The sequence below is a fragment of the Streptomyces sp. NPDC050388 genome (genome assembly GCF_040655635.1).
Classification (GTDB): Bacteria; Actinomycetota; Actinomycetes; order Streptomycetales; family Streptomycetaceae; genus Streptomyces.
This window is the reverse complement of record NZ_JBFAKH010000058.1, coordinates 1-24,425: the sequence shown is the minus strand read 5'-3', so window position 1 is coordinate 24,425 and position 24,425 is coordinate 1. Positions and strand designations below refer to the sequence as shown.

Below are 24,425 nucleotides of genomic sequence, written 5' to 3'. Positions count from 1 at the left end.
AGGGGTACCGCGGAAGTACGAAGGGGCCGGCCGGCATGAGCAAAAAGCGAGGGACGGAGTCGGCACGGGCGGCCAAGCGTGCACTTCGCGTGCGGCGGCTGACATGGTGGCATCGCATCTGGGGTCCCGCTGCGGTACTGCTCGGCGTGGCGGCGGTGACGGCGACGGTCGTGCTGCTGGCCTCGGTGCCCGGCCTCCTGGCCGACGTACGGGCGTTCCGTGCCGCCCGGCCGTGTCCGACCGCGGGTCCGGTGGTCCCGGGCCTCGACTGTCTCCGCTCGGTCCCGGCAACCGTGGCGGGCAAGGTCATCCGCGAGCAGACGAAGAACAACGAGTACACGCTCATGCTCCGCGGCTCCGACAGGGTCCCCGCCTCACTCGATATGGGCAGCCCGGACCCGCTGCTGAGGCAGCTCAACAAGGGCGACACCGTGACCCTGACCGTCTGGCGCGACTACACGACCGCGGTCATCAAGGACGGCGTCACCCAGGAGTCCACCGACACTCCCGTCGGCGAGCCGGAGTTCGTCACGGCCCTGGCCCTCGCCCTGCTGGCCGGGGGCCTCTACGGCATCTACGCGGGCACCGTCGCCGCCCGCCATGCCCAGGAGGGGCTGCCCGTCTCCCTCGTGACGCTGGGCGCCCAGGCGTTCTGGGCCGCCCTGGCTGCCTTGCCCGCCGTGATGGTGGGTGACCTCACCGGCCCGGTCGGCGTGGTGGTGACCTGGCTGGCGCTGCTCCCCCTGATCCGGCTGATCGCGCTGCGCTTGGAGCGGAAAAGCCGTGGACGACACAGCCGCCCGCGCCTGAGAGCCCACCGCGCCTTTTAGGCCGGTACAACCCGGTCGCTTGCTACAAGTCGAACTCGAGGTGCTCCACATCGGTGAATCCCACCTCCAGGCTGTGGGCACGGCGGCCGCCGTCGCGGAAGTACACCTCACCCAGCCCCTCGGCGGCGATGTCACGCAGCTGCCGCTCACTGGCGCCGGCCTCCTGCGCGTCGACAGGCGGGTCGCGTACTGCGGAGACAGGGCGAGGGTGAGATGGCGGATCCGCGCATCGTCGGTGATGCCGGGCGCGGCGGTGAAGCCGAATCGAGCGCGGGTGTCGACGACGAGGAGGGACCACGCGAACAACTCTCCGCACCGCAAGCATGTCTTGCATCACACCCCCTGTTCCACCCGGCGTACGCCACCCCGGCACCGGCGCGCACGCCACCCGACGCGCCCTTACCCTCCCAGCAGATCCGCCCGCAGCGGCCCGCGGCTGTTTGCGTGACATGCCCGCCCCCTGCGGGTGAGCCAGCTGCCGGACCTCGGACGTCTTGCGGGCCGCACCACTACGAAGGCCACGTTCCGTATCCGGCCTTCCAGAGAAAAGGACGCACCGTTGCGTCGCATCTGGGCCACCTCCACCGCAGCGGCCATGTTGTCCGCGCTTGCAGTCCTCCTCACCCCCGCCAGCGCACACGCCGACCCCGGCAACACCGTCAACCCGCTTGCCCAGGACGCCCCTGGCGGCACTGTCTGTCCAGGATGAAGACCGCACCGGGGCATGGCCGCCTCGCGGTCACCATCGCGACCATCTCCGAGCAGCAGAAACCACTCCCGCCCGTCGGTCTGCCGCGACTTCCGCCCCAAGCCAACAAACCACTGGCAAGCGCTGTACGAGAAGGTCCGCACCGCTCGCGCCACCGCGGTCGCCCGAGCGATGGCGAACATCCGCCGCGTTGCGGACGGCGGCATCGTCACCAAGGTCACCACACGCGAATTGCGCGATCCGGCCACCAGACAGACCATGGAAGAGACCGTGGAGGACCGCACCATGCCGCACTGACGTGCGGACGCCTGATATCTGGAGCGGCAGCACCGCGAGCACCACGGCAAGAATGCGGTGGTGGCCGTGGAGATCACCGGCCTGGGCGGGCCCGCCGACGCAGACGAGCAGCCCGTGGAACTGGTCACGCTCGCCGAGCGCCTGAACCACAGTCTGTTCGCGGTCGAGTACCCGCCTGAGTTCGAGGGCGGCAGTGTCGTGGGCGCCGAAGTCGTCGACGGCTGCCCCCCTCATCGGGCAGGGCGCGACGTTATCCGCGTGGCTGCCCCATGGTGCTCCCTCCGGATCAACGCAGCGGAGGACTACCGTGACGATCAAGGGCTACGACGTATCCGCCTTCCAGGACGTGGACTTCCCCACCGCCAATGCCAGCTTCGCGTTCGTCAAAGGCACCGAGGGCCGTTCCTACGTCAACCCCAAACAGAAGGAACAGACCGCGCACGCCCGCGCCGCGGGCCTGGCCGTCGGCTTCTACCACTTCCTGCACCCGGGCCACATCAAGGAGCAGGCGGCCCACTTCGTGGAGGACTGCGCGAGCATCGAGTACGACCTGCTGGTCGTCGACTGGGAGACCGACCCGAACGGCGCCGCGGCGACCTGCACGGAGAAGGATTCCTTCATCGCCGAGGTCAAGCGGCTGCGCGGCTCCAACCACAAGGTCGGGCTGTACTGCAACCGGGACTTCTGGCTTCACCGGGACACCACCGGCAATGTGGGTGATTTCCTCTGGATCGCCGAGTACGGCGTGGCCCCGGGCAAGCCCAACATCCAGGCCGAGTGGATGTTCCACCAGTACACCGACAAGCCGCTGGACACCAACGTGGGCAACTTCGCCTCCAAGGCCGAGCTGGCCGCCTTCGCGGGCGGCATCAACGGCACGAGGAACTAGTCTTCCGAATCAGGAATTCTGTTCAGATAACTTGCGAGGCGTTCGAGGATCTCGTCCGCGGTCTTCGTCCAGACGTAAGGCTTGGGATCGGTGTTCCAGGCGGCGAGCCAGGCACGGACATCCTGCTCCAGCGCCTGGACCGATCTGTGGACGCCCCGCCGTATCTGCTTGTCGGTCAGCTCGGCGAACCACCGCTCGAGCAGGTTCAGCCAGGACGAGCCGGTGGGGGTGAAGTGCAGGCGGAAGCGGGGATGGGCCGGCAGCCAGGTCTTGATCGCCGGGGTCTTGTGGGTGGCGTAGTTGTCCAGCACCAGATGCACGTCCAGGCCCGCCGGCACCTCCCGGTCCAGCTTGCTGAGGAACTTCTTGAAGTCCTCGGCCCGGTGCCGGCGGTGCAGCGAGCCGATCACCTTGCCGGTGGCCACCTCCAGGGCGGCGAACAAGGTGGTGGTGCCCGCCCGCACGTAGTCGTGGGTGATCCGCTGCGGAACCCCCGGCATCATGGGCGGCACCGGCCGGGAGCGGTCCAGGGCCTGGATCTGGCTCTCCTCGTCCACGCAGAACACCAGGGCCCGCTCCGGCGGATCCAGGGAGAGGCCGACGACGTCGTGGACCTTGTCGATGAAGTACGGGTCGGTCGACAGCAAAGACGTCTCGGTGCGGTGCGGCTGCAGGCCGAACGCCCGCCAGATCCGCGACACGGTCGACTGCGACAGGCCCGTCTCCTGGGCCATCGCCCGCGTCGACCAGTGCGTGGCGTTCTTCGGCGTGCTCTCCAGCGTCTTGGTGACCACCGCGGCGACCTGCTCGTCGGTGACCGTCCGGGGCCCGCCCGGGTGCGGCATGTCGCCCAGGCCGGCGATCCGGTGCTCGACGAACCGCTTCCGCCACCGGCCCACCGCATGCGGCGTGGAGCCCACCTGCGCCGCCACGTCCTTGTTGGACGCGCCGGTGGCGCAGGCCAGGATGATCCGGCAGCGCAGCGCCCAGGCCTGCGGCGTGGAACGGCGTCGCATCCATTCCTCCAGCGCGGCCCGTTCCGCGTCCGGCAGGATCAACTCGGCCTTCGGCCGCCCGGTACGTGTCACCGGGCAACCCCGCACATCTGAACAGAATTCCTGACTCAGAAGACCAGGAGTCGTCGTCAAACGTCACCGCCGCATCAGGAGGGACGCAAGGGTGAGGGGCTTGGTACGGCGCGACGGCGGTCTCCGCACCGAACCGCAACCAAGGAAGCAGTGTTTCTTCTTGTCTCACCGTGAATACTGTTCCGAACTGCCATCACGCTGAGGGGAACATGACCGTCACCAAGCTTCTGAGACCCGCCCTCGCTGCCACGCTCCTGGCCGCGGTCACCGCCTGCGGCGCGTCGTCCGTGCCGGACGTCCCGGCGGGTACCCCGACCGGCTCGGGGTCCGCCGAGACACACCGCTCGGCAAACCCCGAGCCGGTCACCGCCACCATGCCCGACGCCATAGGCGGCAACGCCGGGCGTGCGCACGAGCAGATGAGCTCCGAACTCGACATGATCTTCGAGGACGCGAGCGGACAGGGCCGCCTGGTGGATGACCCGGCTGCGTGGAAGATCTGCAACTCCCGGCCGGGCCCGAACCAGCAGATCACCGATTACCCGGTGGTCTTCGGCGTGGTGAGAGTTTCGGAGAGCTGCGGGGACACGGTGCCGGATCAGCGGTGAGCCCGCGCACTACTGTCCACGGGGGTGTCAAGCCATGGCGTAGTGTCCGACATCAGCGGCTGACACCGACAGGCGCGTACAACAGCGGTCGGTACCGAACCTCAGCGGACGACCAGTCGAGGCCCGGCGCCAGTTGAACGACGCCGACGACTCCCAGTGATCGACCTGATGAGGACGTGGCCGAACAGAGAGCACGGTGTTGCGCACACCGGCCGCCACGCCTCTCGTTCCGTGGTCCGGTGTTGCTCCTCTTCCGCGTCGGCGCGGGCGGTCTGGCGGTGGTAGAGGACGTCGCCGTCGAGTTGTCGAGCGCGGCCGGTCAGCGTCTGCTCACCGTCGCGCCTCGGGCACCGCCACACCGCCACACCGGCACGCCCTCGCCCCGCTCGCGCAGCTGCTCCCAGGTGGCGACGGGGGGCACGGCCTGGCCGTAGTCGGGGGGCGTGATCCCTCGGTGGTGGGTATCTCCTCGACCTCCATGCGTACCCCCGCGGACGACATCGCCACGGGTACCCGCCCTCCCAGCGCCTCCTCTCGCGCAGAGAACTCCAATGGCTCGAGCGCTCTCCGCCTACGCACCCGCCTTTCGCCGGAGTCGCGCTCCTCTTGACCGCCGCCCGCTGAGAAGGGGCGGCAGCCGCACCAGCGATACTGGACGCATGGATGCGACGACCACCGCCCCCCGCGCCGAGGTGCTGCGGGACCGTTACCGCAGCCGGCTGCCCGAGCGCCTGCAGGAGCTGGACGGTCCCGTCGAGGGCACCGTCGACCTGCCGCTCCACATCGTCTGGTCCGGGCGGACGAGCTACAGCCTGGACCGCCCGAAGTCCCGCATGACGCTCTACCGGACCGTCCTCGCCGAGGGCCTGCGCGAGGACCTGGCGGCCTTCCTCCACCACCGGCTGCTGGCCGAGCAGTGGCCCGTGCTGCGACGCTTGGTCAGTCCCTACATCCGTGAGGTCTGGGAGGACGCTTTCCCCGAGCTGCCCCGCACCGCTCCGGCCGACACGACCGCCGCGTGAAGCTCACTCCGCTCCACGAGCGTCTCCTCGCCGACATCCTCGACCTCGGCTCCCCCTACCCTCTGGTCCTCACCGGCGGATACGCCGTGCAGGCCCACGGCCTGGTCGAACGCTTCAGCCGCGACCTCGACGTCGCCACCGAGAACCCCGCCCCGATGGACGAGATCGTCGCCTCCCTCACCGTAGGTCTCAGCGCGCGCGGATGGCGGACCGCGCACGTCCAGACCGATCCGCTCAGCGGCCGGTTCCTCGTCACCGACCCGGACACCGGTGAGGAGTGCGAGGTCGACGTCCTCAAGGAGGCGTTCTGGGCCCCGCCAGCCCAGACCCCCTACGGCCCCGTCCTCTCCCTCGACGACGTGATCGGTACCAAGGTCCGTGCCCTCGCCGACCGCGGCACCGTCCGCGACCTCATCGACGTCCAGGCCGCCTCCCGCCACCGCTCCACCGCCGACCTCGAATCCCTGGGCCGCCGTCGTGCCCATGACGAGTTCAGCCTCGAAGACCTCCGGGACCGGCTCACCGGCGCGGACTGGTACGAGGATGAGGACTACACCGCGTACGGGCTCACCTCCCGGCAGATCGAAGAACTCAAGGCGTGGGCGCTGGAGTGGGCGGAGGACCTGGGGGCGCGGATCCACGACGAGAACGCCTGACAAGAGGCCGTACCTCTCTCCCGTCGGCGTGCTCACGCACGGGTCGTGGTGTCGAGGGGCTCGGCCCGGACGGTCTTGCCGCCGGGCGGGCAGGGGACGGTGTCCCAGTGGCCGTCGAGGGCGGCGACGAGCGCCAGGGCCGCCTGCGGCCAAGGCCGCGACTGCATCGACATCCAGCACCCCACCTGCAACCGGAACGGCGAAACGATCACCACCCTGGCCGACGAGCCGCCACACCGGACGGCACGGAATCAACCAGCAGGATCGCTGACGGGACTCTTATCGACGCCCCGAGTGGCGCACTTCGGATGGTGGTAGGACTTCCCGCAAGCGTTGCGCCCGTTGAGGTATGCGGCCACTGTGTACGTGGCGAGCCTTCCGCGATCGGGACTCAGGCTTCGGGACGATGCCATCGCGCATCGCGCGGCAGCGGGCGCAGGCGCGCGTGCGCCTTGAGAACAAAGGAAATTCAACAGTGAGTCAGATCATCCGCCGCCTTGGCGTTGCTCCGCGTTACCGAGGCAGCACGAATGGTGGGACGTGTCCCGACATTTTTGAGCTGGCCGACGGGAACTTCGCCGTCATCGGTACGGATGTGACCGACTCGCTGGACGCCGGGCTCCCCCCGGACGCTGCGCGCGCGGACTACGAGCGGATCGTCATGATCACGCGGGAGACCCTGGTCAGGGCGAAGCCCGACATTCCCGACGCCTGACCACGTCCCGGCGGCCTGGTTCTGGGCGTGGTGACACGGCCCCGGGCAGGCGCTCCGCCGACATCACTCGGCGGGAGGTTCGCCGACCACCCACCACTCCTCGGTGTCGGCCTCCTCCAGCTGCCGGAGCAGATCGTCGACCGTCAGCCCGAGTTCCGCCTCTTCGGTGTCCGCGATACTCGCCCGCTGCTGTGCGGTGGCGTACCAGTACTCCCTGACGATCGGGTTCTGGAAGGTGCCTCGGACGCGCTTGAAGAACTCGTCCTTGGTCAGGTTCCCGATGCGGTAGTAGAACAGCAGGTTGGTGTAGAGGGCGTTGGCGTAGAGGTACTGCCGCCGCCTCACCGGTGAGGCGGGCACCTCGAAGACATCCAGGACCTCGGCGAGTTCGGGATCGTCGATGGCTTTGCTCAGCAGCTCCCAGTGCTGGCGTTGCTGGCTCGCCAGATTGGCGTGCCGCTGGGCGTGTGCCTGCTGTTCCAGGCGTTCCAGGCGAGCGCGCAGTGACTCCAGCGTGTGGCGTTGGGTCGCCGCGGTGGCGAGGACGCCCATGGCCATCCCCAGGCCCGCCACCGCGGCGGCATCAAGCCCGCGCTGGCCAATTTTCCATGTGCCCATAGCAAGTACCCCCGATCAGGCGGCCGTCCGCCGGTCGTCGGGGTGCGGGTCGACGGTGGGGACCGGCGAGCGGTGGGCGGCGCGTGCCGCCTTCCAGGGTGCCGAGCGGCTCTGATCGGCTGGGAGGCGGAGAGGAGGCGCACGGAAGGAAGCGAGGGTCGCTCAATCCGGCGCCTTGTCCAACGTCTGCCCCGCGAACGCTGCTAACAATCGTTCACTTCGCGGCGATGCTCGTATATGCGCCCGACCACGTTCCGGGGCATGCGTCGGTCGTGTGCTGCTCGAAAAGTCATCGCTGCACGTCACGCCGCATATCTGTACTCGTTGATCAGGCCGCCGAGGATCCGGGTGCGCAGCAGCTCATGGGCGCCGCTGGGTTGCCGGACCGGCGGGCATTTCGGATCCATCGAGGACGCCCGGGCGTGTGCACCCAGTTCTTCACCCGGTACAACGAGGAGCACCAGCACTCCGGGATCGGCCCGCACACGCCCCACGACGTGCACTTCGGCCTTGCCAAGCAGCTCCGCGAGATAGAGCACGGCCGAACTCACCCGCTCGTACGGTCTCTACAGGGCAAACGCCAAGTGCTCAACGTCCGTGAACTGAACCTCAAGACCGTGGGTGCGACGGCCACCGTCGCGGAAGTACACCTCACCCAGCCTCTCGACGGCGACATCGCGCAAACGCCGCCCGGACGACGATCAAGCGGCCCCACCCCGCGCATGACGGTCCGTGAACACTGCGGGTGCCGATTGATCATCTGACCTGTTCAGGCGGCATGTCGGTACGGACGGCGGTGCGGGCTGCGACGAGGGCGGCGACGGGGTCGGCTGTGGCAGGGGCGCAGGGCCACCATTGGGTGGTGGAGCCGCGGCCTTCGCGGAGGTAGGGGTGCCATCGGTTGTCGGGGCCGAGGCGGATCTGGACGCCCTCGTCATCGGCGGTGAGACGGTTGCGCCAGACGCGCACCCGCACGGTGTCCGCGGTGTCGTCCTCGGTCTCCGCGTTGTCGGGGTCACAGAGGGCGGCGTGGGCGGCGGCCATGGCGGCGGTGTCGGGGGTGAGTGGCGCGCGGGCGACGGCGACGCCGGCGGGGCCGCCGTGGCGCTGGGCGCGGACCAGGAGGGCGAAGCCGAGTGGAGGCAGGCCGGTGGCGCGTACGAGCTGGTGGAACCAGTGCTCGCCGACACCGCTCGCGGCGAGGCGTACGGCGTCGTCGAGCGGGGTGCAGGTGAGGGAGGCGGTGTGCCCGGCTGCAAGGGCGCGGGCGCGCTGAGCGGTGTCCCGGGTGAGAGCTTCGAGGTCGTCGAGGGTGAAGGGGGCCTCGGGCGGGGGCGTGGTGGTGAGGGGGGAGGGGACCGGCCCTGGGTCGGCGGGGCCGGCGGGCGGGCCCTCGGCTTCCTCGGTCTGTGGGACGGGCGGGGTGAAGACGCCGGTGAAGGAGGCGAATGCGTCGCGGGCGGGCACGCCCCGGCCGCGGGGCGTGCCGCCGGTTTCCGGCGCGGCGCCTGTGCGGGTCTGGCGCCGGGTGCGCAGCGCGGTGAGGACGGCGTCCTTGGTGCGGCCGCGGAGGGTGAAGAGCCAGAAGGGGTCGTCGTCGAGGTGGGCGGCGGTGGCGTAGCACAGGGCGGCGGCGTGCTTGCAGGGGTGGCCCCAGTCGGGGCAGGAGCACTCGGGGTCGAGTTCGCTCGCCTCCGGCAGCAGGGGAACGCCGGTGGTGCGGGCGTCATCGACGAGGTCGGCGGGCATCTCGCCGTCGAGGAGGGCTGCGGTGCGGCCGGCCCGGGCGGCGATGGCGTCGAGGAGGGTGTCCCATTGGGCGTCGGTGAGGACGCGCAGGTGCACCGCGGCGTCGTACGGCCAGGGGGCGCTGCCCTCGACCTCGGCGCGCAGCACACCTGGGGTGACGGTGACCGGGCCGACCATGCCCTTGCGGGCGTAGGTGCGGCCGCGGGAGAGGCGGCCGGAATCGAGGGTGGAGGCCTCCAGGGCGTCCACCCAGGCCTGCCCCCACCAGGTGGCGGCGAAGGCGCGACTGCCGGTGCGGGGTGCCTTGCGGGCGGGGGTCATGCGTCGGCTCCGTGGGACAGTGCGACGAGTTCGGCGAGGTCGGTGTCGGAGAGTTCGGTCAGGGCGGCCTCACCGGAGGCGATGACCTGGTCAGCGAGGGCGCGCTTGGCACCGAGCAGGCGGGCGACCCTGTCCTCGACCGTGCCCTGCGTGGTGAGCCGGTGGACCTGGACGGGGCGATCCTGGCCGATGCGGTAGGCACGGTCGGTGGCCTGGTCCTCGACGGCGGGGTTCCACCAGCGGTCGTAGTGGATCACGTGGGTGGCGCGGGTGAGGTTGAGGCCGGTGCCGGCGGCCTTCAGGGAGAGCAGGAAGACGGGGAACTCGCCCTGCTGGAAGGCGGCGACCATCTCCTCGCGCCGGGGGACGGCGGTGGCGCCGTGCAGGTAGCGGGCGCGTACACCGCGGTCGGCGAAGTGCCGCTCCAGGAGCTTGCCCATCTGCGTGTATTGGGTGAAGACCAGGGCGCCCTCGCCTTCGGCCACCACCGTGTCGAGCAGTTCGTCGAGGAGTTCCAGCTTCCCGGAGCGGCCGGGCAGCGGGCCGGCCTCGCGCAGGTAGTGGGCGGGGTGGTTGCAGATCTGTTTGAGCGCGGTGAGCAGTTTGAGCACCAGGCCGCGGCGGGCGATGCCGTCCGCCTTCTCGATCCGGGCCATGGCCTCGCGCACCTGCGCCTCGTACAGGGCGGCCTGCTCACGGGTGAGCACGACGGGGTGGTCGGTCTCCGTCTTGGCCGGCAGCTCGGGGGCGATCCCGGGGTCGGACTTGCGGCGGCGCAGCAGGAACGGGCGGGTGAGACGGGTGAGCTGCTCGGCGGCCTGCCGGGCCTGTTCGGCGGTCTCCGCGTCGTCGCCCGCGCCCAGCGCGCCGCGCTCGATGGCTCGGGCGAAACGGTCACGGAAGGTGAACAACGGGCCGAGCAGGCCGGGTGTGGTCCAGTCGAGCAGTGCCCACAGCTCGGAGAGGTTGTTCTCCACCGGGGTGCCGGTGAGCGCGACGCGGGCGCGGGCGGGCAGGGCGCGCAGTTCGCGGGCGGTGGTGGCGTACGGGTTCTTGACGTGCTGGGCCTCGTCGGCGGTGACGAGCGACCATTTCACGGCGGCGAGCCGCTCCCCGTCGCGGCGCAGCACACCGTAGGTGACCAGGACGAGTTCGTCCCCGGCAAGGTGGTCCAGGGTGCGCTCGCCGCCGTGGTAGCGGCGTACCGGCACGGCGGGGGCGAAGCGGGCGGCCTCGCGCTGCCAGTTGCCGAGCAGCGAGGCCGGGCAGACCACGAGGGTGGGACCCGCGGTGTCGGGCTGCTCCTGGCGGTGCAGATGGAGGGCGAGCAGCATGACGGTCTTGCCGAGACCCATGTCGTCGGCGAGGACGCCGCCGAGGGTCAGGCGGGTCATGTCCGCCAGCCAGGCCAGGCCCCGCTGCTGGTAACCGCGCAGGGTGGCGGTCAGGCCCTCCGGTGCCCGGACGGGGGCGCGGCCCTCGGGAGCGCGCAGCCGGGCAACCAGCTCTCCGAAGGCGCCGGCCGCCTCCACCGCGACGCGCTCACCGTCCCATTCCACTTCTCCGGTCAGCACCGCCTGGAGCGCGTCCAGCGGGGCGAGTTCGCGGCCGCGCCGCCGCTTGAGGCGGGCCACCAGCTTCGGATCGGCGACCACCCACTGGTCGCGCAGCTTGACCAGCGGGCGGCGGGCCTCGGCGAGTTGGTCGAGCTCGGTCTCGGTGAGCTTCTCGCTGCCGAGCGCGACATGCCAGGAGAAGTCGAGCAGGGCGTCACGGCCCAGCAGGGAGTCCACGGTCGCGCCGGGTGCGGTGGCCGCCCCGATCTCCGCCCGCGCTTCGAGGGACTTGACCAGCTCACGCGGCCAATGCACCCGCACGCCAGCCGAACGCAGCGCGTCGGTAGCGTCTCCCAGCAGCTCCATGGCCTCCTCGTCGTCGAGCCGCAGCACGCTGGGGGCAGCCTCGGCGAGCAGGCGAGTCAGCGGTTGCCAGGCACGGGCGGCGCGGCGCAGCGCGAGCAGCGTTTCCTCCTCGGCGCGCGGACCGAGCAGGTGCTGCGCGCGAACCGGCTCGGCCCACAACTCGGCAGCGTCCAGGACCAGGGACGGATCGGCCGCGGTCCGCAGCTGCAGCGCCGCGTGGAAGACGCGGCGCCGCCCGGCCGGGGGGTCGACCCGCAGTTCCACACTGATCTGCGCGGCCCGCTCGGCCGCGGTTTCGGCCGCCCACTGGGCCAGGCGCGGAGACAGGGCGGTCGCACGGTCGGCGTAAGGGTTGCCGGGCACGGCCCAGCCGGCGGCCGGGGTTCGCGGCAGAGCGTCCGCGAGCGCGTCGCAGAACTCCCTCACCAGAGCAGCTGGTTCGGCGATTCGTACGGTCTTGTCGTCCGCCGGGGGCGTAGGGAGGTTGTGGGCGTACGGCGGCAGGGCGGCGGCCAGCGCGTCCAGGTCCTGCTTGCCCCTAGCACCGGGCGGCCCAAAACGCCAGGTGGTGTACGTGTCGGAGGTCAGCGCCGGATACAAACGCCCCTCGCCCAGCAGCCGAAGGGCGAGACGGGCAACGGCTGCCCACGCGAGGAGCGAGGGATGGACACCGGTCTCGGGCAGGTCGAGCAGGAGGGCGAGCGCGCCACCGGGATCGAGCGCCCACCCATCGACGGTGCGGGTGCGCACCCCGCCGCCGTGCGGCAGGACCAGCGGCAGCCGGACCCGCTCCACCGCCTCCGGCGCGGCGGCCTGGACGGGCACGCGGCGGGCGTCGGCGGCGGACCGGTAGAGCACCAGACGGCCGAGCCGGGCCGGCTGTCCCGGCTCGGCGGGGGCGAACACGGCCGCCCAGCCGCCGGCGACGAGGTGCTCGCGGGCCCAGTCGGTGGCAGCAGGATCGGCGAGTGGTGCGGCTTCGGCTCCGATCTCCCTCACGAGCAGGCTCACTTGACGCTCCCTGCCTTGAATGCGGCCTTCCGCAGCCGCTTGGCCAGGGCCTTGCCGACGGGCTTGACGGCATCGGCCCGCGCGCCGAGCACCTCGCTGGCGTGCGGGTGGCCAGCCTGCCACAGGTCGTCGGCGCGCTCGGTCAGCTGGTCGAAAGGACTTCACCGAAGCCGGACTCACCACGCGCACCGTCACCTCCTTCGCCCAACCCGTCACCCTCAGCCTCCGGGACTACTACGTCCGCATGGCCTCCCGACCCCAGTCGAAGTTCGCCCGGCTCGCCGATGCAGAGTTCCAACAGGACCTGCGCCGTCTGGCTGCTGACGCCCATGCCGAGCCGGTGAACCAGCCCACCGCCGTCACCGAGCGCTACGACATCGCCGTGCTCGCTGCCTCCTGATCAACTAGGGCGTGTTGTGAAAGTGCTGGTCACAGCGTCTCGTTGAGGACTGCGCCCAGCACGGTCGCTGCTGTGGCAGCAGATGGCTGGTCAGTGCACCAGCAGGTCGATCACGCCCGTCAGGTCCTCCTCGCCGCTGCCCTCGGCCAGCCGGCGGCGCATCAGCTCGAAATAGGGGCTGAGCAGTTCCGGGCTGACCCCCTGCTGCTCGGCGGTGCTCAGGAAGGTCGGCGTGCCGGCCACCTGCATGGCGAGATCGGAGACGACGCCCTTGGTGTAGTCACCGCTGCGCAGCCGGTCGGCGGTCTGGTGAACCGCCGGGGCCATCGCGACGAGCCAGTCGGCGAGCAGCGGGGCGAGCGCCGCGGGATCGATGTCCTCCTTGCGGATCAGGGCGAAGGCGTGCGCGGCCCCGGCGAACATCCCGTACATGGCGCTGAGCAGGGCCACGTCGTGCAGGGCCGCGAAGCCCGCGTCCTCGCCGACGTAGGTGGTGCCGACCGGAACGGCCAGCATCTCCCGGTGCCGCTCGAACAGCTCCCGTGAGCCGCTGTAGAAGACGTAACCACCGGCCTCCGGGACGCCGATCATCGGAGGGACGGCCATGATCCCGCCGTCCAGGTAGCGAGCGCCGCGCTTACGGGCCCACTCGGCGCGGGCGCGGGCCTGAACAGGGGTGCCGGTGGTCAGGTTGACCAGGTCCCGGCCGGCCAGGTCGGTGCCGGCCAGCACCTCCTCGACCGAGGCGTCGTCCAGCAGACAGACGACGACCAGGGTGTTCGCCGCGACCGCCTCGGCGGCACTGTCCGCGACCCTCGCCCCCTCGGCGGCGAGTGCCGCGGCGCGGGCCGGGGTGCGGTTCCAGACGGTGAGCGGGTGGCCGGCGGCAAGCCAGGTACGGGCCAGCGCGGTGCCCATCGCGCCGAGGCCCAGCTTCCATGCTTCGGTGATCGGTCCTCTCACCCTCGCGGCTTTCCCAGCTGTGGGCCCAGGGAGGAGGAGGGCCTGGACTCCTTCGGTCCCTCCGCGTTTCAGTCCCTTAGAAAAAGCGCAGGTCAGAGCGATTGATTCGGAGCTGAAGGGACCGAAGGGACCGAAAGTTCCTGTTCCGGCTGCGTGCGTGCGCGCGTATGCACGCGTACGCAGACCGACCTGTACATGTCCTGGTGCGCTGATAACTGGGAAGTTGAGTCCCTTCAGTCCCTCTCCTTGGTCACACAGGCGCTCTGACCTGCTGAAACGTGGCAGGGACCGAAAGGTGCCGAAGAGTCCCTCTGCCGCTGTCAGGCTTTCGGTCCCTCAGCCGCCTGCCGCAGCAGGTGGGTTTCCTCCTGCTACCGCTCACGGGCGGCACGAGGGACTGAAGGGACTGATTCTGGAATAAGCACTCATGCCTCCCCTGGCGGCGGGAAGCCGTGCGCTAGGCTCTGCCGCCTATAAGGGAAAGTCAGTCCCTTCAGTCCCTCAACCCGTGCGACACCCCTCCTGAGCAGGCAAAACGATCGGGACCGAACTGAGGGACCAAAGCCTGGCCACACCAGAGGAACGGACCGACAACAGTGCAGCGCCACGACGCCACCGCTTCATCCGAAGTCGCGCAGCCGCCGCGACCCGCGGATGTCGCCCGTTGGCTGGCAGGCCGTCAATGGCCGGTTCATCCGCTGGCACCGGGACGCAAGACTCCTGCCGCCAACTGCGAGCAGTGCCGCATCCGTTCCCACGCCCCCTCGAGGTGTCCCTGCCATGCCCGAGGACTGTGGTGCCACGGTTTCCACAGTGCGACCACGGACCTGGCCCGTATCGATGCCTGGTGGAGCAGGGAGCCCCGTGCAGGAGTCGGGGTGTCCTGCGGGCCGGCGCATCTCGTCGTCCTGGATGTCGACGCCCACGCGGCACAGATTCCCCACCGCGACCGATTGCTGCCCGGCATCCCGATCCCGAACCAGGTGAATCTCGACGGGCTTGCCTCGGGCTTCGACACACTGGCCCTCCTCGCTGCCTACCGGCAGCAGCAGGACCCGGCACAGGACGACACGACTCTGCGCGTACGCACGCCTTCCGGCGGGCTGCACATCTGGTACCTGAACCCCGAACCCCGGGTCCGCTACCGCTCGTCCACCGGGTCCAGCCCCAAAACCGCCCTGGCCTGGCAGGTCGACGTACGGGCCCATGGCGGGTACATCGTCGCTCCCGCCACCCGTACGTCCGCCGGCGGCTACACGCCTCTCGGGTCCGTACGGGAGCCGGCTCCCCTGCCCTCCTGGCTGGCTGCCGAACTGACGCGCACCGGGCATGTCATGCAGACGTCCCCGGTTCCCGGCCCGTCCCCGCACAGCCCCCGGCGGCACCCCCGGAGTGGCGTGGCGCAGGCGCTTTTGCAGCCGCTCATCGAGACCGTGCGTGAATGTGCCGCCCACGCCGAAGGAACGGGCTTCACCGAGAAGCTCAACCGAGCCGCCTACACAGCGGGAGGGCTTGTCGGAGCAGGCCACCTCAATCAGGCCGAAGCCCGCCAAGAGTTGGCAGAAGCCGCTCACTATGCTCGTCCCCGCCAGACACGCCGCAGTGAGACGATCATCGACGCAGCCCTTTCCGCGGGCGCCAGCCGCCCGTTCCACCCCCAAGGACTCGCATGAGTAGCGCCGAGAGCAGCCGCTTCGACGCGGCTGCCGCCGCTCAGCAGATGCTCGACCTCGAGGCCGCTGCCCCCGCCCGGGTCCCTCTCCAGCAGGCACAGGCACCTGCCGCGGCCGACACGCCCGTTCTGCTGCCGCCCATGCTCACCGACCGGGGCAACGCCAAGCTGTTCGCCCAGCTCTACAGCGACCGGTTCCGTCACGTCGAAGGCCTCGGCTGGTACTGCTGGGACCAGTTCAGGTGGAGGCGGGTGGGGGGCGAGAAGGCCGCGTTGTGGGCCGCGGGCGACATGGCCGAGCAGATGGCCGCCACCGACCCCCGCGGCATCTTCAGCGACCGAGAAATCGCCCAGCACCGTCGGCGTACCATGTCCACGAGCGGCATGAAGGCGCTGCTCCACCAGGCCAAGGCTGCGCCTGCCCTGACTCTCGACCCCGACGTCCTCGACGGCGACGCGTATGCGCTGTGCACTCCCGCCGGTGTCGTCGACCTGCGCGACGGTGGTCTGCGCAAGCCCGATCCGCTGCGCGATCTTCACTCCCGTGCCACCAACGTAGCTCCCCAGGCAATGCCGACCCCGCGTTGGCATGCCTTCCTGGACGACACCTTTGGCGGCGGCGCCAAAGGGCAGGAGATGATCGACTTCCTGCACCTGCTGCTCGGGTACTCCATCACGGGGGACGTCGGCGCACAGGTGCTGCCCTTCCTGTGGGGCAAGGGAGCCAACGGCAAGTCGGTTCTCCTGGACGTCATGATCCAGGTGATGGGCGACTACGCCGACGCGGCCCCGCCCGGCTTCCTGATGGACAAGGGCAACTTCGCCGAACATTCCACGGAACTGACCGAACTCCACGGCCGCCGCATCTTCGTCTGCAGCGAACTCAAGCCCAACGACAAGTTCGACGAAGCGCGGGTCAAGCTCCTGACCGGCGGCGACAAGATCAAAGCCCGCCGCATGCGGCAGGACTACTTCAGCTTCACCCCCACCCACAAGCTCTGGCTGCTCGGGAACCACCAGCCCGAAGTCGGCACCGGCGGCCACGCCTTCTGGCGCCGTATCCGCCTCATCCCCTTCGAACGCGTCGTCCCCGCCGAGCGGAAGATCGACAACCTGGCCGGCGAACTGGTCCGGGAAGAGGGCCCCGGCATCCTGCACTGGCTCATCCAGGGCGCCATCCGCTACCTCACCAGCCGGGACCCCCTCACCGGCCCTTCATCCGTCCGACTGGCCACTGCCGCGTACGAGACCACCGAGGACCACATCGGCCGCTTCCTCGGCGAGTGCTGCATGCGCCAGGGCCCGAGCACCGGTGACCTGCGCGTCGAACAGGGCCTGCTCTACGCCACCTACACCGGCTGGTGCAGCTCGGAGGGCATCCGGGCCGACACCGCCCGCGCCTTCGCCGGCCGCATCCGCCAGGAGATCGGCCTCGCGTCCCCCGCGGAGATGCTGAAGTCCAGCGGCAAGAAGTACTACCCGAACCTCGCCCTGCTCCCTGACGACATCGCCCGCCCCGACGCCACCTCAGACGGACGGCCATGACCGAAGGCCTCCTGCCCGGGACCTGGACGCCGTCCTACTATGGAAGCGTCCCGGACCCCCGCACCCCACTGCCCGCATCGAGCAGCTACACCTCCTGCCCGCACCGCCACCTCACCGACAAGGAGCTGCGTCCATGAGCTCGCTGCTGCACGAAGGCCAGCTCGCACATGAAGCGAACGTGGTGTGGCTGGAAGACCTCGACTACCTCGACTACGTCCGCCAGGCCCTCGACAAGAGCGCCCGCCGCAGCGGGAAACCCCGCTACGCCCGCGACGGACGCATGGTCGGCTACGCCGAGCTCGACAAGGACGCCGAGGCCAACCCCGACAGTGGCCTCTTCCAGCGCCGCACCTTCTTCCTGCTCCCGCACGACCGGCCGAACGAGCCAGAGGGCCTCTACAAGGAGGGAGCCCCGGGAGAGGCGGTCGACCCCCGGACCATCGAACCGCGGAGGGTGGGAGAAAAGACGCCCCGCTCCCAAGGGAAGCGCAGAAGCCAGACAGTGCCCTCCTGACGGCCCGGCCCTCCCGTGCCCACGCTGGCCCGTGAGCCAGCGGAAGCCGTACCCCAGCGACCTGCCCGACGCCCGATGGGCCCTGATCGAGCCGACCTTGACGGCCTGGAGAAAAGCCCGGCTTGATCGCAGACCCACCGGTCGGCCAAAGTCGACCTCCGCGACGTGTCCTCGCCCTGCGCCCCCGACGCCCGCTGGTCGGCCAAGGGGGACGACCTGTTACGTCACGCTGCGCATCAGAAGTCCTCCTCGGCAACGGTTTCGACGGTACGACCGCCGGATGCCGCAGGCCTCATCACGGCTCGCGGGATTCCCCGGGTCGAGTCACCTCACGAGATCATTTCGTTGAGGAAACCTCAGTGGGGCAATCTCTCCACGGACTCCATGCTCAAGAACATCGTTGCGGCCGACACCCTCTGCACCCTGCGCTTTGTGGAGGAGATCTCCGCCCGGCTCGGGGGGCGTGGGAGCCGCATGAGGTGACGCCCGCCCCCCGGTCCTGTCGACACCGTCGTCTCGCGCCAACCGCACACCCCATGTGTAACAGGGTGTGGAGATGTCCACGGACGCCGTGGGCAAGATCAACAGGAAGCTGGTCAAGCACCGCATCCTGATCGCGCGAGGGCGTATCGGCCATTACAACTTCTACCGAATCAGCCCCTGTAGTGCGTTCCACGGGACGGGACTGGAGCAGCGTGAAGCAGTGAAGACGTGCAACCCGTCAGACACCCCCGGTTTCGATGAGAAGACTCCTGCACGATGGGAGGCTCAGTGACCAGCGGCGACAAGCAGAAGAACCTCAAGCTGCTCGACGTCACGGCCGGTATGACCGCCAACCAGCGTCTCGTCGTCATGCTGTACGCCTTGCACCCGGCCGAACGGTCCGGTGCCGTTCTTGAGGTCATGCTCGCTCGGTGCGCTGCTCTCACGGGCGAGTCGATCGATGACATCGCGGAGGTGGTCGATGCCGTCAGGGGAATCGGGGCAGTAGATCCGCCGCTTCTGTGCTTCGCCTCCAGCCACAGTCCGCTGCCGATCGTGCCGGAACCTGGTCCGATTTCGAGGTCCCGTACGGGCGTCGAAGTCGAAGAGGTGGCCGTCGTGGTGATCGGTCACGGACGGCCCTCGAGATGCAGCGGGTGCCGAGAACCCGCGTCCATGCCACTGCGGATGATCTGAGCCGCCCGCCGTTGCTGCCCCGGTCGGGCCAGTTCGGCGGTCTGCAGAAGGGTCTCGTGGGCCACCTCGTAGGAGATGTGTCCGCCGGCGACCAGACCGCCGGCGGTGAAGGCCGCCCGATTGAGCTTGTCGGTGAAGCCGGCGCCTTCGGCGACCGCCCCGCAGGCGGCGACATCCGTGAGGACACCCGTGAGGACACGGCCGGCCCGATCTCGGCCGCCACCTGCTTCGATGACGGCCTGCCGGGCCCGGGAAGGGCCGGGGCGTGGGGCAGGGGGCCGGGCAGCAGGAGCGTGGCCCGTGCGCTCGAGGTCGGCGGCCAGCCATGCGGGCAGGGGCGCCGGTCGGCGGACCGTGCCGATCGCGGTGTACGTACCCGCGGGCGTGGTGGTTCCGGGTGCGATGATGTAACCGCCGTGGGCGCGGACGTCGACCTGCCAGGCCAGGGCGCGGCCGCCGGTTGAGCCGGTGGAGCACTGCCAACAGCGGCTGTCGGTCGCCCGGTACCAGACGTGCATGCCCCCGGAGGGGGTTCTCACCCGCAAGGTCGTGGCGTCCTGTGCGGGGGTGGGTTGGCCTGCCAGGGCAGCCAGAATGGCGAGCGTGTGAAACCCGGTGGTGACGCCGGCCAGGTCCACGTGCTCGCTGATGCCTATGCCGGGCAGCAGGCGGTCGCGTGGGGGCAGATGTCTGTCTTGGTGGGCGTCGATGTCAATGACGACGAGGTTGGCCGGCCCGCAGGCAACGCCGACACCGAAGTGGGGGTTGATGGCCCACCACTGGCTGATGAGTTCCGTGTCGAGAGTCGCTGCCCTGAAGCTGTGGCACCAGCGACCGGCCGCGCGACAGGCGCAGCCGTCGACCGTGTGGCCGGGCCTGCGGCAGGCGTCGCAGTTGGCTGCGGGTGTCTTGCGGCCCGGGGTGAGAGGGAGGACGGGCCAGCCCTGCCGGGCACACCACTGGGCAGTGACCGAAGGCGCAGCGACTGAGGGGGCAGGGGCCATGGGTCCTGAGTCTCTGCGAGAAAACCGCAGCTCAGCAGGCATCTGGTTCCCCTTACAGCGACCGAAGCGACTGATTGACGGGCACAGACTAGCCGAGGCTTCCGGGGAGAGGGTGAACGCCCGGAGAACTGCATCTCGCACCTGTTCCGAGGACGGAGTCCAGCTACTGAAAAACGGGGGGAAGCGACCTTTCGTTTTTGGTAGCTGTCCCGGCAGCTGGAAGAAACCGCAGGTCAGGCGGCACATCGGAGGAGAACAGCGACTGAAGCGACTGAAGCTGCCTATATGTGACGCACATGCACATGCAGGAGGACTTCATATACCCGGACTCCGAGTCGTTTCAGTCGCTGCGCAAGGGTGACACCCCCTCTGAACTTGGCTTTTCCCTGTCGGGGAGGCAGTGACCGGAGGTCGCTCCAGTCACTGCTGCTTCAGTCGCTGCATCGAGGAGGAGGGACCGAAGCGGCTGACCGATGAGAGCCGGCCCGGGCACCGGTCAGCCGCTGACCGATCTTGGGGAGCCCCGGGCGCCGGGCGCCTCCGCTCCGGGCGCTCTCCCGCCGGTGGTCATTGACGCAATGGTTGACGGAAGTTCACGTTGCCTCAGCTTTCACGACATGAAAACTCGCCGAGCGGGTCGATGTGATGGGGGAGATCCTCTTGGAGGCCGCCCCGGGCGTCCGCTGGAGGATCGCTGGAATGCCGCTCGAGTGGCTGTGGTGGTCGGGTTCGGTGGGAGGTACAACTGTGCGAACGGGATGGGGTGCAGGCATGAGGAACCCGTGAGGCGCTTGAGCCCTCCTCGAACCCCTTGGATGTTGACAGCAGCTACAGGGGCAGCGACTGAAGCGACGCAAGATCGGAGTACGCCGAGAAGCCGGGCGTGCGCGCATGCACGTCACATGCGCAGGACATCTGAGTCGCTCGGGTCGCTGGAAAGGCTGGGGAAGTTTTCAGGTGGTTCGTGCCACTGGAGCGACGAACGACGGGATCTGCTGCGCTGTCCAACAAGCCGAACGGTTTTTCCGTAGGACCCTGCACTGCATGATCGATCTTCGATAACGTGTGTGCATTGATGAGTCGCTTCGGTCGCTGGTGAGGGATACGCATGACCGATGAGCTGCAGTTTTGGTGCGGCGACTCAGGACAGCCGGAGTGTGGTCCGCTCGTCGGCAGAGGGCTTTCAGCCCCAGATCGGTGGCATTCAGACCTGGAACGGTCGGTTCACCGGCTTGTGCCGCAGTGCAAGCCCGCTCGTCTGTCGGTCCTAAGGGGGTATGTATGAGCATCGATCCCGGCAACGGGCTCTTCGACGCCCACGCCGTGGCTGCCCAGATTGTTGCCCACGCCACTGCCGTACCCGTGCAGAGCCGGGGGACTCCCCCGCCTGCCGAACATGTCACCGCAGCCGGCCTGCTACCCGACACCCTCAGTGATCGCGGCAACGCCAAACTGTTCGTCCAGCTTTATGCCGGCGACTACCGGCACGTCCCCGGCCTGGGCTGGTTCCGATGGGACGCCACCCGCTGGCAGATCGACGAGAACGACACCATCATGTGGGCCGCCGGGGACCTCGCCGAGAACCTCGCCACCAGCGATCCCCGTGGCATCTACACAGCCCAATCCCTCCAGCAGCACCGCCGCCGCGCTCTGAGCACCGCCGGTATGAACGCCATGCTGGTGCAGGCCAAATCGGCCCCCGGCATGGTCCTCAATCCTGCCCTGCTGGACGCTGATCCCTACGTCCTGTGCACTCCGGCGGGCATCGTCGACCTGCGCAGCGGCCTGATCCGGTCCCCCGCCCCGGACCGGGACTTCCACTCCCGTTCCACGACCGTCAGTCCCCAGGAGATGCCCACGCCGCGCTGGCACCGGTTCCTCGCCGACACCTTCGGTGAGTCCGTCGAGGGCGCGGAGATGATCGACTTTCTCCATGTGCTGCTGGGCTACTCGATCACCGGGGACGTCGGCGGTCAGGTCCTGCCGTTCCTCTTTGGTTCTGGCAAGAACGGCAAGTCCGTCCTGCTCGACGTGATCATGAAGCTTCTGGGGGACTACGCCGACGCTGCCCCGCCCGGCTTTCTGATGGCTCGTCCCTACGAAGGACATCCCACGGATCTGGCCGAACTGCACGGCCGACGCGTGATCGTCTGCTCCGAGGTCAAACCCGGAGACAAGTTCGACGAGGCTCGGGTCAAGCTCCTGACGGGCGGTGACCGCATCAAGGCCCGCCGTATGCGGCAGGACTTCTTCTCGTTCGAACCCACGCACAAGCTGTGGCTTCTGGGCAACCACCGCCCCGAGGTCGGTACCGGCGGCTTCGCCTTCTGGCGGCGCATGCGGCTCATCCCGTTCGAGCGGGTCGTCTCCGACGACCGCAAGATCGACAACCTCGCCGACCTCCTCGTCACCGAGGAGGGCCCGGGAATCCTCAAGTGGCTTGTCGAGGGGGCCCGCCGCTACCTCGCCAGTGAGAAGAACCTCATCGGTCCCGAGCGGGTCCGCATCGCCACCACCGCCTACGCGGAGACCGAGGACCACACAGGCCGTTTCTTCGAGGAATGCTGCATCCTCAACCCGGACCACCGCGCAGAACAAGCCAGTCTCTACACCGCCTACCGGGCCTGGTGCCAGAATGAAGGCGTACCTGCCATCTCCTCTCGTGCCTTCGCGGCACGAGCCCGAGAGCTGGTCGGTCTGGCTTCGCCCAAAGAGATGATCCTGTCAAACTCCCGCAAGTACTATCCAGGCATCGGCATTGCGGTGCTCGCGGACGAGGAGACCACATGAGCTCCCTCATCACCGACGACGAGATCCGTGACGAGAACGAGCTCGTCTGGCTCGAGGACATCGAGGACCTCGACTATGTCCGACAGAGCTTGGACCGCCTCCCCACACGCTGCGGGAAGCCCGCCTACCATCGCGACGGCCGCATGATCGGCTACGCCCAGCTGGGCCTTCGGGCCAAGGCATCCCGTTCCTCCGGCACCTTCCGCCGTCGCGTCTTCTGGCTGCTGCCCCACGACCGTGATACCGACCCCGGGGGCCTGTACGCGACCGGGGCCCCCGCCGAGGCAATCGACCCCCGCACGCTCGCCCCCGGTGTCAAGGGGCACATGACCGAGCGGTCCAAGGGGGACCCCGCTCGGCGGATCATCACGACGTGATGATCCGCCGAGCCTGGTGACACTGAACCGCGTTGCGGAAAGGGGAGTAGGCTGCCGTGGCAGTGGCGCTTCTCCTCCGGCCAGGTTTCCGCCATTTCGCAGGAGGCCGTCTCTCCGTTCTGCCACGGCGGGCAAGACCGAGACTGCACGCCCGGACCGTGCAGTGTCTGGTCCGGTGCGGTCATCTCGGCGGGATCCTGACCGCCGGTAACCCTGGGGCGGCAGCCGTGGGGACAGCCCCTTTCACTTTGCGGGGATGCCCGGGCCGGTCGTTTCGGCTCCCGTCACCGAGCCGGAGCCGGTTCTCAAGTGCCCGCAGGACCAACGGGAACGGCTCTTCGAGCGGCGGGCCCGGGCCGCCGGAGCGCGGATCCTGCGGGGACACAGGGTGATCGAGGTGCGGCTGGAGCCGGACGGCGTCCACGTCATGGTGGAAGGCCCGCGCGGGCGGGCGGATGGTGCGGCCGACTGTCTGGTGAGGGCGGCGCGGCACGATGCGGAAGCAGGCGGACGTCGCCTCCCAGACGTTTCCGGCGACCGTGTCCGCGATGGCCGGCGACGTCCGGCTCGTCGAGCCGGATACCCTGCGACCGGGATGGCACCTCACCCCGCGCGAGCGGAACGTCAGTGTGTGAGGGTCGAGGTCAAGCGGCAAACCCGATCGACATGGTGGCGGTACGTCAGGTGGTCGCTTTCCGCGCATGGGCGAAGAACCATTTGGAGGCCTTCGTCCCAGCCGTGGACGGGCTGGGACGAAGGCGCCGAGCCCGGTTCCGTTTTGTGGTCATGGTTCGTTCTGAGGCGCGCCGGTCTGAACGTGCGTGACGTTCCCTCAGGACTTAAAGATGCATATCATCGGTTCAATCTCTCCAGGGGCGAACCGGTCCGGCTGCAGGAAACGGGCGAGCGCCCTGCCGTGTGCTTCGGACCCGCCCCTGACGTGGTTCTTCCGGGGGTTCGGCCGCCGCCGGCGTGAGGTCCCCGCCCTGACCGTGCTGTGGACGCCGCGGACTGCACCGAATCTCGAGCGACTCCTGAGTGGCTCTTTAGCGGCTTGGTCGACTGTGTCCCTCAAGCCCAGGGAAAGAGGAGGGAATCGACTGGACGGAGAGCCAAGAGGCAGTGCTCCGGGCGGACCGATGATGAGGAAGTGACCGCGGTCACCACGGTGCCGCTCACACTGTGCTGGGAGGCCGGTCGGATGGTGCGCGAGGAGCTGCCGACAACCGGCTTCCGGTGATGGATGCAACCGGGCGTCTGTCCGGCGCCCGGCAGTCGGTAGTGACAGGGGCCGGAAGAGCCCCTCGGCCTTTATTTGAATCCCATTCCAAACCGCATCTGCGGTTTTTTGTTTTCCTCTCCGTATGGCCCCGGGGCGGGGCCTCCTCGGCCTTGTCCCAAGAAGGGACTGGCATGGTTATGGCAACTGCCCCGACGCCGGCCGAGTCGTGGCCGGCCGACGCGCGCGGACGCGTGGCCGAACTGCACGAGATTCGCGCGCAGGCGCTGGCCGGCCCGAGCGAGAAGGCGACCCGGGCGCAGCACG

At 69.2% G+C, this 24,425-nt stretch carries 22 protein-coding genes and 5 pseudogenes; 17 read left to right on the top strand and 10 right to left on the bottom strand.

Annotated elements, in window-relative coordinates:
- The first annotated feature begins 35 nt into the window (after positions 1-35).
- The gene (locus tag AB0I73_RS28160) at positions 36-830 is read left to right on the top strand and encodes a hypothetical protein (RefSeq protein ID WP_363041893.1); all 795 of its coding nucleotides are present in this window, start codon (positions 36-38) and stop codon (positions 828-830) included.
- Between the two features lie 22 nt (positions 831-852).
- On the opposite strand, the pseudogene AB0I73_RS28155 reads toward AB0I73_RS28160, so the two are convergent.
- Positions 853-1,118, bottom strand: a pseudogene (locus AB0I73_RS28155) (XRE family transcriptional regulator); the annotation flags it as partial.
- Between the two features lie 592 nt (positions 1,119-1,710).
- On the opposite strand from AB0I73_RS28155, the gene AB0I73_RS28150 reads away from it, so the two are divergent.
- Complete coding sequence (locus AB0I73_RS28150) at positions 1,711-1,836, top strand: hypothetical protein (RefSeq protein WP_363041891.1); 126 nt, start codon at positions 1,711-1,713, stop codon at positions 1,834-1,836.
- A gap of 307 nt (positions 1,837-2,143) precedes the next feature.
- Positions 2,144-2,725: a GH25 family lysozyme gene (locus AB0I73_RS28145; protein ID WP_363041889.1), complete on the top strand. Its 582-nt coding sequence runs from the start codon at positions 2,144-2,146 to the stop codon at positions 2,723-2,725.
- Here the strand turns inward: AB0I73_RS28145 and AB0I73_RS28140 are convergent.
- Complete coding sequence (locus tag AB0I73_RS28140) at positions 2,722-3,813, bottom strand: IS630 family transposase (protein WP_363041887.1); 1,092 nt, start codon at positions 3,811-3,813, stop codon at positions 2,722-2,724. The genes AB0I73_RS28145 and AB0I73_RS28140 overlap by 4 nt on opposite strands.
- A gap of 209 nt (positions 3,814-4,022) precedes the next feature.
- On the opposite strand from AB0I73_RS28140, the gene AB0I73_RS28135 reads away from it, so the two are divergent.
- The 3 genes from AB0I73_RS28135 to AB0I73_RS28125 all read left to right on the top strand — a co-directional run bounded on the left by AB0I73_RS28135 (position 4,023) and on the right by AB0I73_RS28125 (position 6,099).
- Entirely contained in the window at positions 4,023-4,421 is a 399-nt protein-coding gene (locus AB0I73_RS28135; RefSeq protein ID WP_363041885.1) for a hypothetical protein, read from the top strand.
- Positions 4,422-5,080: 659 nt separating this feature from the next.
- Complete coding sequence (locus tag AB0I73_RS28130) at positions 5,081-5,443, top strand: hypothetical protein (RefSeq protein WP_363041883.1); 363 nt, start codon at positions 5,081-5,083, stop codon at positions 5,441-5,443.
- Complete coding sequence (locus tag AB0I73_RS28125) at positions 5,440-6,099, top strand: nucleotidyl transferase AbiEii/AbiGii toxin family protein (protein ID WP_363041881.1); 660 nt, start codon at positions 5,440-5,442, stop codon at positions 6,097-6,099. The genes AB0I73_RS28130 and AB0I73_RS28125 overlap by 4 nt, the downstream gene beginning before the upstream one ends.
- A 32-nt stretch (positions 6,100-6,131) precedes the next feature.
- On the opposite strand, the gene AB0I73_RS28120 is transcribed toward AB0I73_RS28125, so the two are convergent.
- The gene (locus AB0I73_RS28120) at positions 6,132-6,272 is read right to left on the bottom strand and encodes a hypothetical protein (protein ID WP_363041879.1); all 141 of its coding nucleotides are present in this window, start codon (positions 6,270-6,272) and stop codon (positions 6,132-6,134) included.
- 302 nt (positions 6,273-6,574) lie between these two features.
- Between AB0I73_RS28120 and AB0I73_RS28115 the strand changes: the two genes are divergently transcribed.
- Positions 6,575-6,814 (top strand): hypothetical protein, encoded by a 240-nt coding sequence (locus tag AB0I73_RS28115; RefSeq protein WP_363041940.1) that lies wholly within the window; start codon positions 6,575-6,577, stop codon positions 6,812-6,814.
- Positions 6,815-6,877: 63 nt separating this feature from the next.
- Here AB0I73_RS28115 and AB0I73_RS28110 read toward each other — a convergent pair whose 3' ends face one another.
- From AB0I73_RS28110 to AB0I73_RS28090, 5 genes and pseudogenes are all read right to left on the bottom strand, one after another.
- A complete protein-coding gene (locus AB0I73_RS28110) occupies positions 6,878-7,432 on the bottom strand; it encodes a DUF6082 family protein (RefSeq protein WP_363041877.1) in 555 nt (184 codons plus the stop codon).
- 302 nt (positions 7,433-7,734) lie between these two features.
- A complete protein-coding gene (locus AB0I73_RS28105) occupies positions 7,735-7,971 on the bottom strand; it encodes a hypothetical protein (RefSeq protein ID WP_363041948.1) in 237 nt (78 codons plus the stop codon).
- A gap of 27 nt (positions 7,972-7,998) precedes the next feature.
- Positions 7,999-8,121: pseudogene (locus AB0I73_RS28100) on the bottom strand (XRE family transcriptional regulator); the annotation flags it as partial.
- 67 nt (positions 8,122-8,188) lie between these two features.
- On the bottom strand, positions 8,189-9,502 hold the full coding sequence (locus tag AB0I73_RS28095; RefSeq protein WP_363041875.1) for an SWIM zinc finger family protein: 1,314 nt from the start codon (positions 9,500-9,502) through the stop codon (positions 8,189-8,191).
- Positions 9,499-12,435, bottom strand: coding sequence for a DEAD/DEAH box helicase (locus AB0I73_RS28090; protein WP_363041873.1), 2,937 nt, complete (start codon positions 12,433-12,435; stop codon positions 9,499-9,501). Before AB0I73_RS28090 ends, AB0I73_RS28095 begins: the two co-directional genes overlap by 4 nt.
- A gap of 244 nt (positions 12,436-12,679) precedes the next feature.
- Here AB0I73_RS28090 and AB0I73_RS28085 point away from each other — a divergent pair, with 244 nt between their 5' ends.
- Positions 12,680-12,835 (top strand): hypothetical protein, encoded by a 156-nt coding sequence (locus AB0I73_RS28085; protein ID WP_363041871.1) that lies wholly within the window; start codon positions 12,680-12,682, stop codon positions 12,833-12,835.
- Positions 12,836-12,925: 90 nt separating this feature from the next.
- On the opposite strand, the gene AB0I73_RS28080 is transcribed toward AB0I73_RS28085, so the two are convergent.
- A complete protein-coding gene (locus AB0I73_RS28080) occupies positions 12,926-13,753 on the bottom strand; it encodes an NAD(P)-binding domain-containing protein (protein WP_363041938.1) in 828 nt (275 codons plus the stop codon).
- A 713-nt stretch (positions 13,754-14,466) separates the two neighbouring features.
- Between AB0I73_RS28080 and AB0I73_RS28075 the strand changes: the two genes are divergently transcribed.
- The 7 genes and pseudogenes from AB0I73_RS28075 to AB0I73_RS28045 all read left to right on the top strand — a co-directional run.
- Positions 14,467-15,471 (top strand): bifunctional DNA primase/polymerase, encoded by a 1,005-nt coding sequence (locus AB0I73_RS28075; RefSeq protein WP_363041936.1) that lies wholly within the window; start codon positions 14,467-14,469, stop codon positions 15,469-15,471.
- Complete coding sequence (locus AB0I73_RS28070) at positions 15,468-17,015, top strand: phage/plasmid primase, P4 family (protein WP_363041869.1); 1,548 nt, start codon at positions 15,468-15,470, stop codon at positions 17,013-17,015. Before AB0I73_RS28075 ends, AB0I73_RS28070 begins: the two co-directional genes overlap by 4 nt.
- Positions 17,012-17,152 (top strand): hypothetical protein, encoded by a 141-nt coding sequence (locus AB0I73_RS28065; RefSeq protein ID WP_363041867.1) that lies wholly within the window; start codon positions 17,012-17,014, stop codon positions 17,150-17,152. Before AB0I73_RS28070 ends, AB0I73_RS28065 begins: the two co-directional genes overlap by 4 nt.
- Positions 17,149-17,529, top strand: coding sequence for a DUF6009 family protein (locus AB0I73_RS28060; protein ID WP_363041865.1), 381 nt, complete (start codon positions 17,149-17,151; stop codon positions 17,527-17,529). Before AB0I73_RS28065 ends, AB0I73_RS28060 begins: the two co-directional genes overlap by 4 nt.
- Before the next feature lie 31 nt (positions 17,530-17,560).
- Positions 17,561-17,697 (top strand): annotated as a pseudogene (locus AB0I73_RS28055) (IS5/IS1182 family transposase); the annotation flags it as partial.
- A gap of 388 nt (positions 17,698-18,085) precedes the next feature.
- Positions 18,086-18,304: pseudogene (locus AB0I73_RS28050) on the top strand (MarR family transcriptional regulator); the annotation flags it as partial.
- Positions 18,301-18,429 (top strand): annotated as a pseudogene (locus AB0I73_RS28045) (replication initiation protein, RepL2); the annotation flags it as partial. The pseudogenes AB0I73_RS28050 and AB0I73_RS28045, both read left to right, overlap by 4 nt.
- A 212-nt stretch (positions 18,430-18,641) precedes the next feature.
- Here the strand turns inward: AB0I73_RS28045 and AB0I73_RS28040 are convergent.
- Positions 18,642-19,712: a bifunctional DNA primase/polymerase gene (locus AB0I73_RS28040; RefSeq protein ID WP_363041863.1), complete on the bottom strand. Its 1,071-nt coding sequence runs from the start codon at positions 19,710-19,712 to the stop codon at positions 18,642-18,644.
- A 1,281-nt stretch (positions 19,713-20,993) separates the two neighbouring features.
- On the opposite strand from AB0I73_RS28040, the gene AB0I73_RS28035 reads away from it, so the two are divergent.
- Complete coding sequence (locus AB0I73_RS28035) at positions 20,994-22,502, top strand: phage/plasmid primase, P4 family (RefSeq protein ID WP_363041861.1); 1,509 nt, start codon at positions 20,994-20,996, stop codon at positions 22,500-22,502.
- On the top strand, positions 22,499-22,879 hold the full coding sequence (locus AB0I73_RS28030) for a DUF6009 family protein (RefSeq protein WP_363041859.1): 381 nt from the start codon (positions 22,499-22,501) through the stop codon (positions 22,877-22,879). Before AB0I73_RS28035 ends, AB0I73_RS28030 begins: the two co-directional genes overlap by 4 nt.
- Positions 22,880-24,425 lie beyond the last annotated feature (1,546 nt).

Bases quoted from the DNA above. Each gene is read 5' to 3' on its own strand.
- AB0I73_RS28160 (WP_363041893.1), top strand. From the start codon at position 36: ATGAGCAAAAAGCGAGGGACGGAGTCGGCACGGGCGGCCAAGCGTGCA.
- AB0I73_RS28150 (WP_363041891.1), top strand. From the start codon at position 1,711: ATGGCGAACATCCGCCGCGTTGCGGACGGCGGCATCGTCACCAAGGTC.
- AB0I73_RS28135 (WP_363041885.1), top strand. From the start codon at position 4,023: ATGACCGTCACCAAGCTTCTGAGACCCGCCCTCGCTGCCACGCTCCTG.
- AB0I73_RS28130 (WP_363041883.1), top strand. From the start codon at position 5,081: ATGGATGCGACGACCACCGCCCCCCGCGCCGAGGTGCTGCGGGACCGT.
- AB0I73_RS28120 (WP_363041879.1), bottom strand. From the start codon at position 6,272: ATGTCGATGCAGTCGCGGCCTTGGCCGCAGGCGGCCCTGGCGCTCGTC.
- AB0I73_RS28110 (WP_363041877.1), bottom strand. From the start codon at position 7,432: ATGGGCACATGGAAAATTGGCCAGCGCGGGCTTGATGCCGCCGCGGTG.
- AB0I73_RS28095 (WP_363041875.1), bottom strand. From the start codon at position 9,502: ATGACCCCCGCCCGCAAGGCACCCCGCACCGGCAGTCGCGCCTTCGCC.
- AB0I73_RS28085 (WP_363041871.1), top strand. From the start codon at position 12,680: ATGGCCTCCCGACCCCAGTCGAAGTTCGCCCGGCTCGCCGATGCAGAG.
- AB0I73_RS28080 (WP_363041938.1), bottom strand. From the start codon at position 13,753: ATGGGCACCGCGCTGGCCCGTACCTGGCTTGCCGCCGGCCACCCGCTC.
- AB0I73_RS28070 (WP_363041869.1), top strand. From the start codon at position 15,468: ATGAGTAGCGCCGAGAGCAGCCGCTTCGACGCGGCTGCCGCCGCTCAG.
- AB0I73_RS28065 (WP_363041867.1), top strand. From the start codon at position 17,012: ATGACCGAAGGCCTCCTGCCCGGGACCTGGACGCCGTCCTACTATGGA.
- AB0I73_RS28060 (WP_363041865.1), top strand. From the start codon at position 17,149: ATGAGCTCGCTGCTGCACGAAGGCCAGCTCGCACATGAAGCGAACGTG.
- AB0I73_RS28040 (WP_363041863.1), bottom strand. From the start codon at position 19,712: ATGGCCCCTGCCCCCTCAGTCGCTGCGCCTTCGGTCACTGCCCAGTGG.
- AB0I73_RS28035 (WP_363041861.1), top strand. From the start codon at position 20,994: ATGAGCATCGATCCCGGCAACGGGCTCTTCGACGCCCACGCCGTGGCT.
- AB0I73_RS28030 (WP_363041859.1), top strand. From the start codon at position 22,499: ATGAGCTCCCTCATCACCGACGACGAGATCCGTGACGAGAACGAGCTC.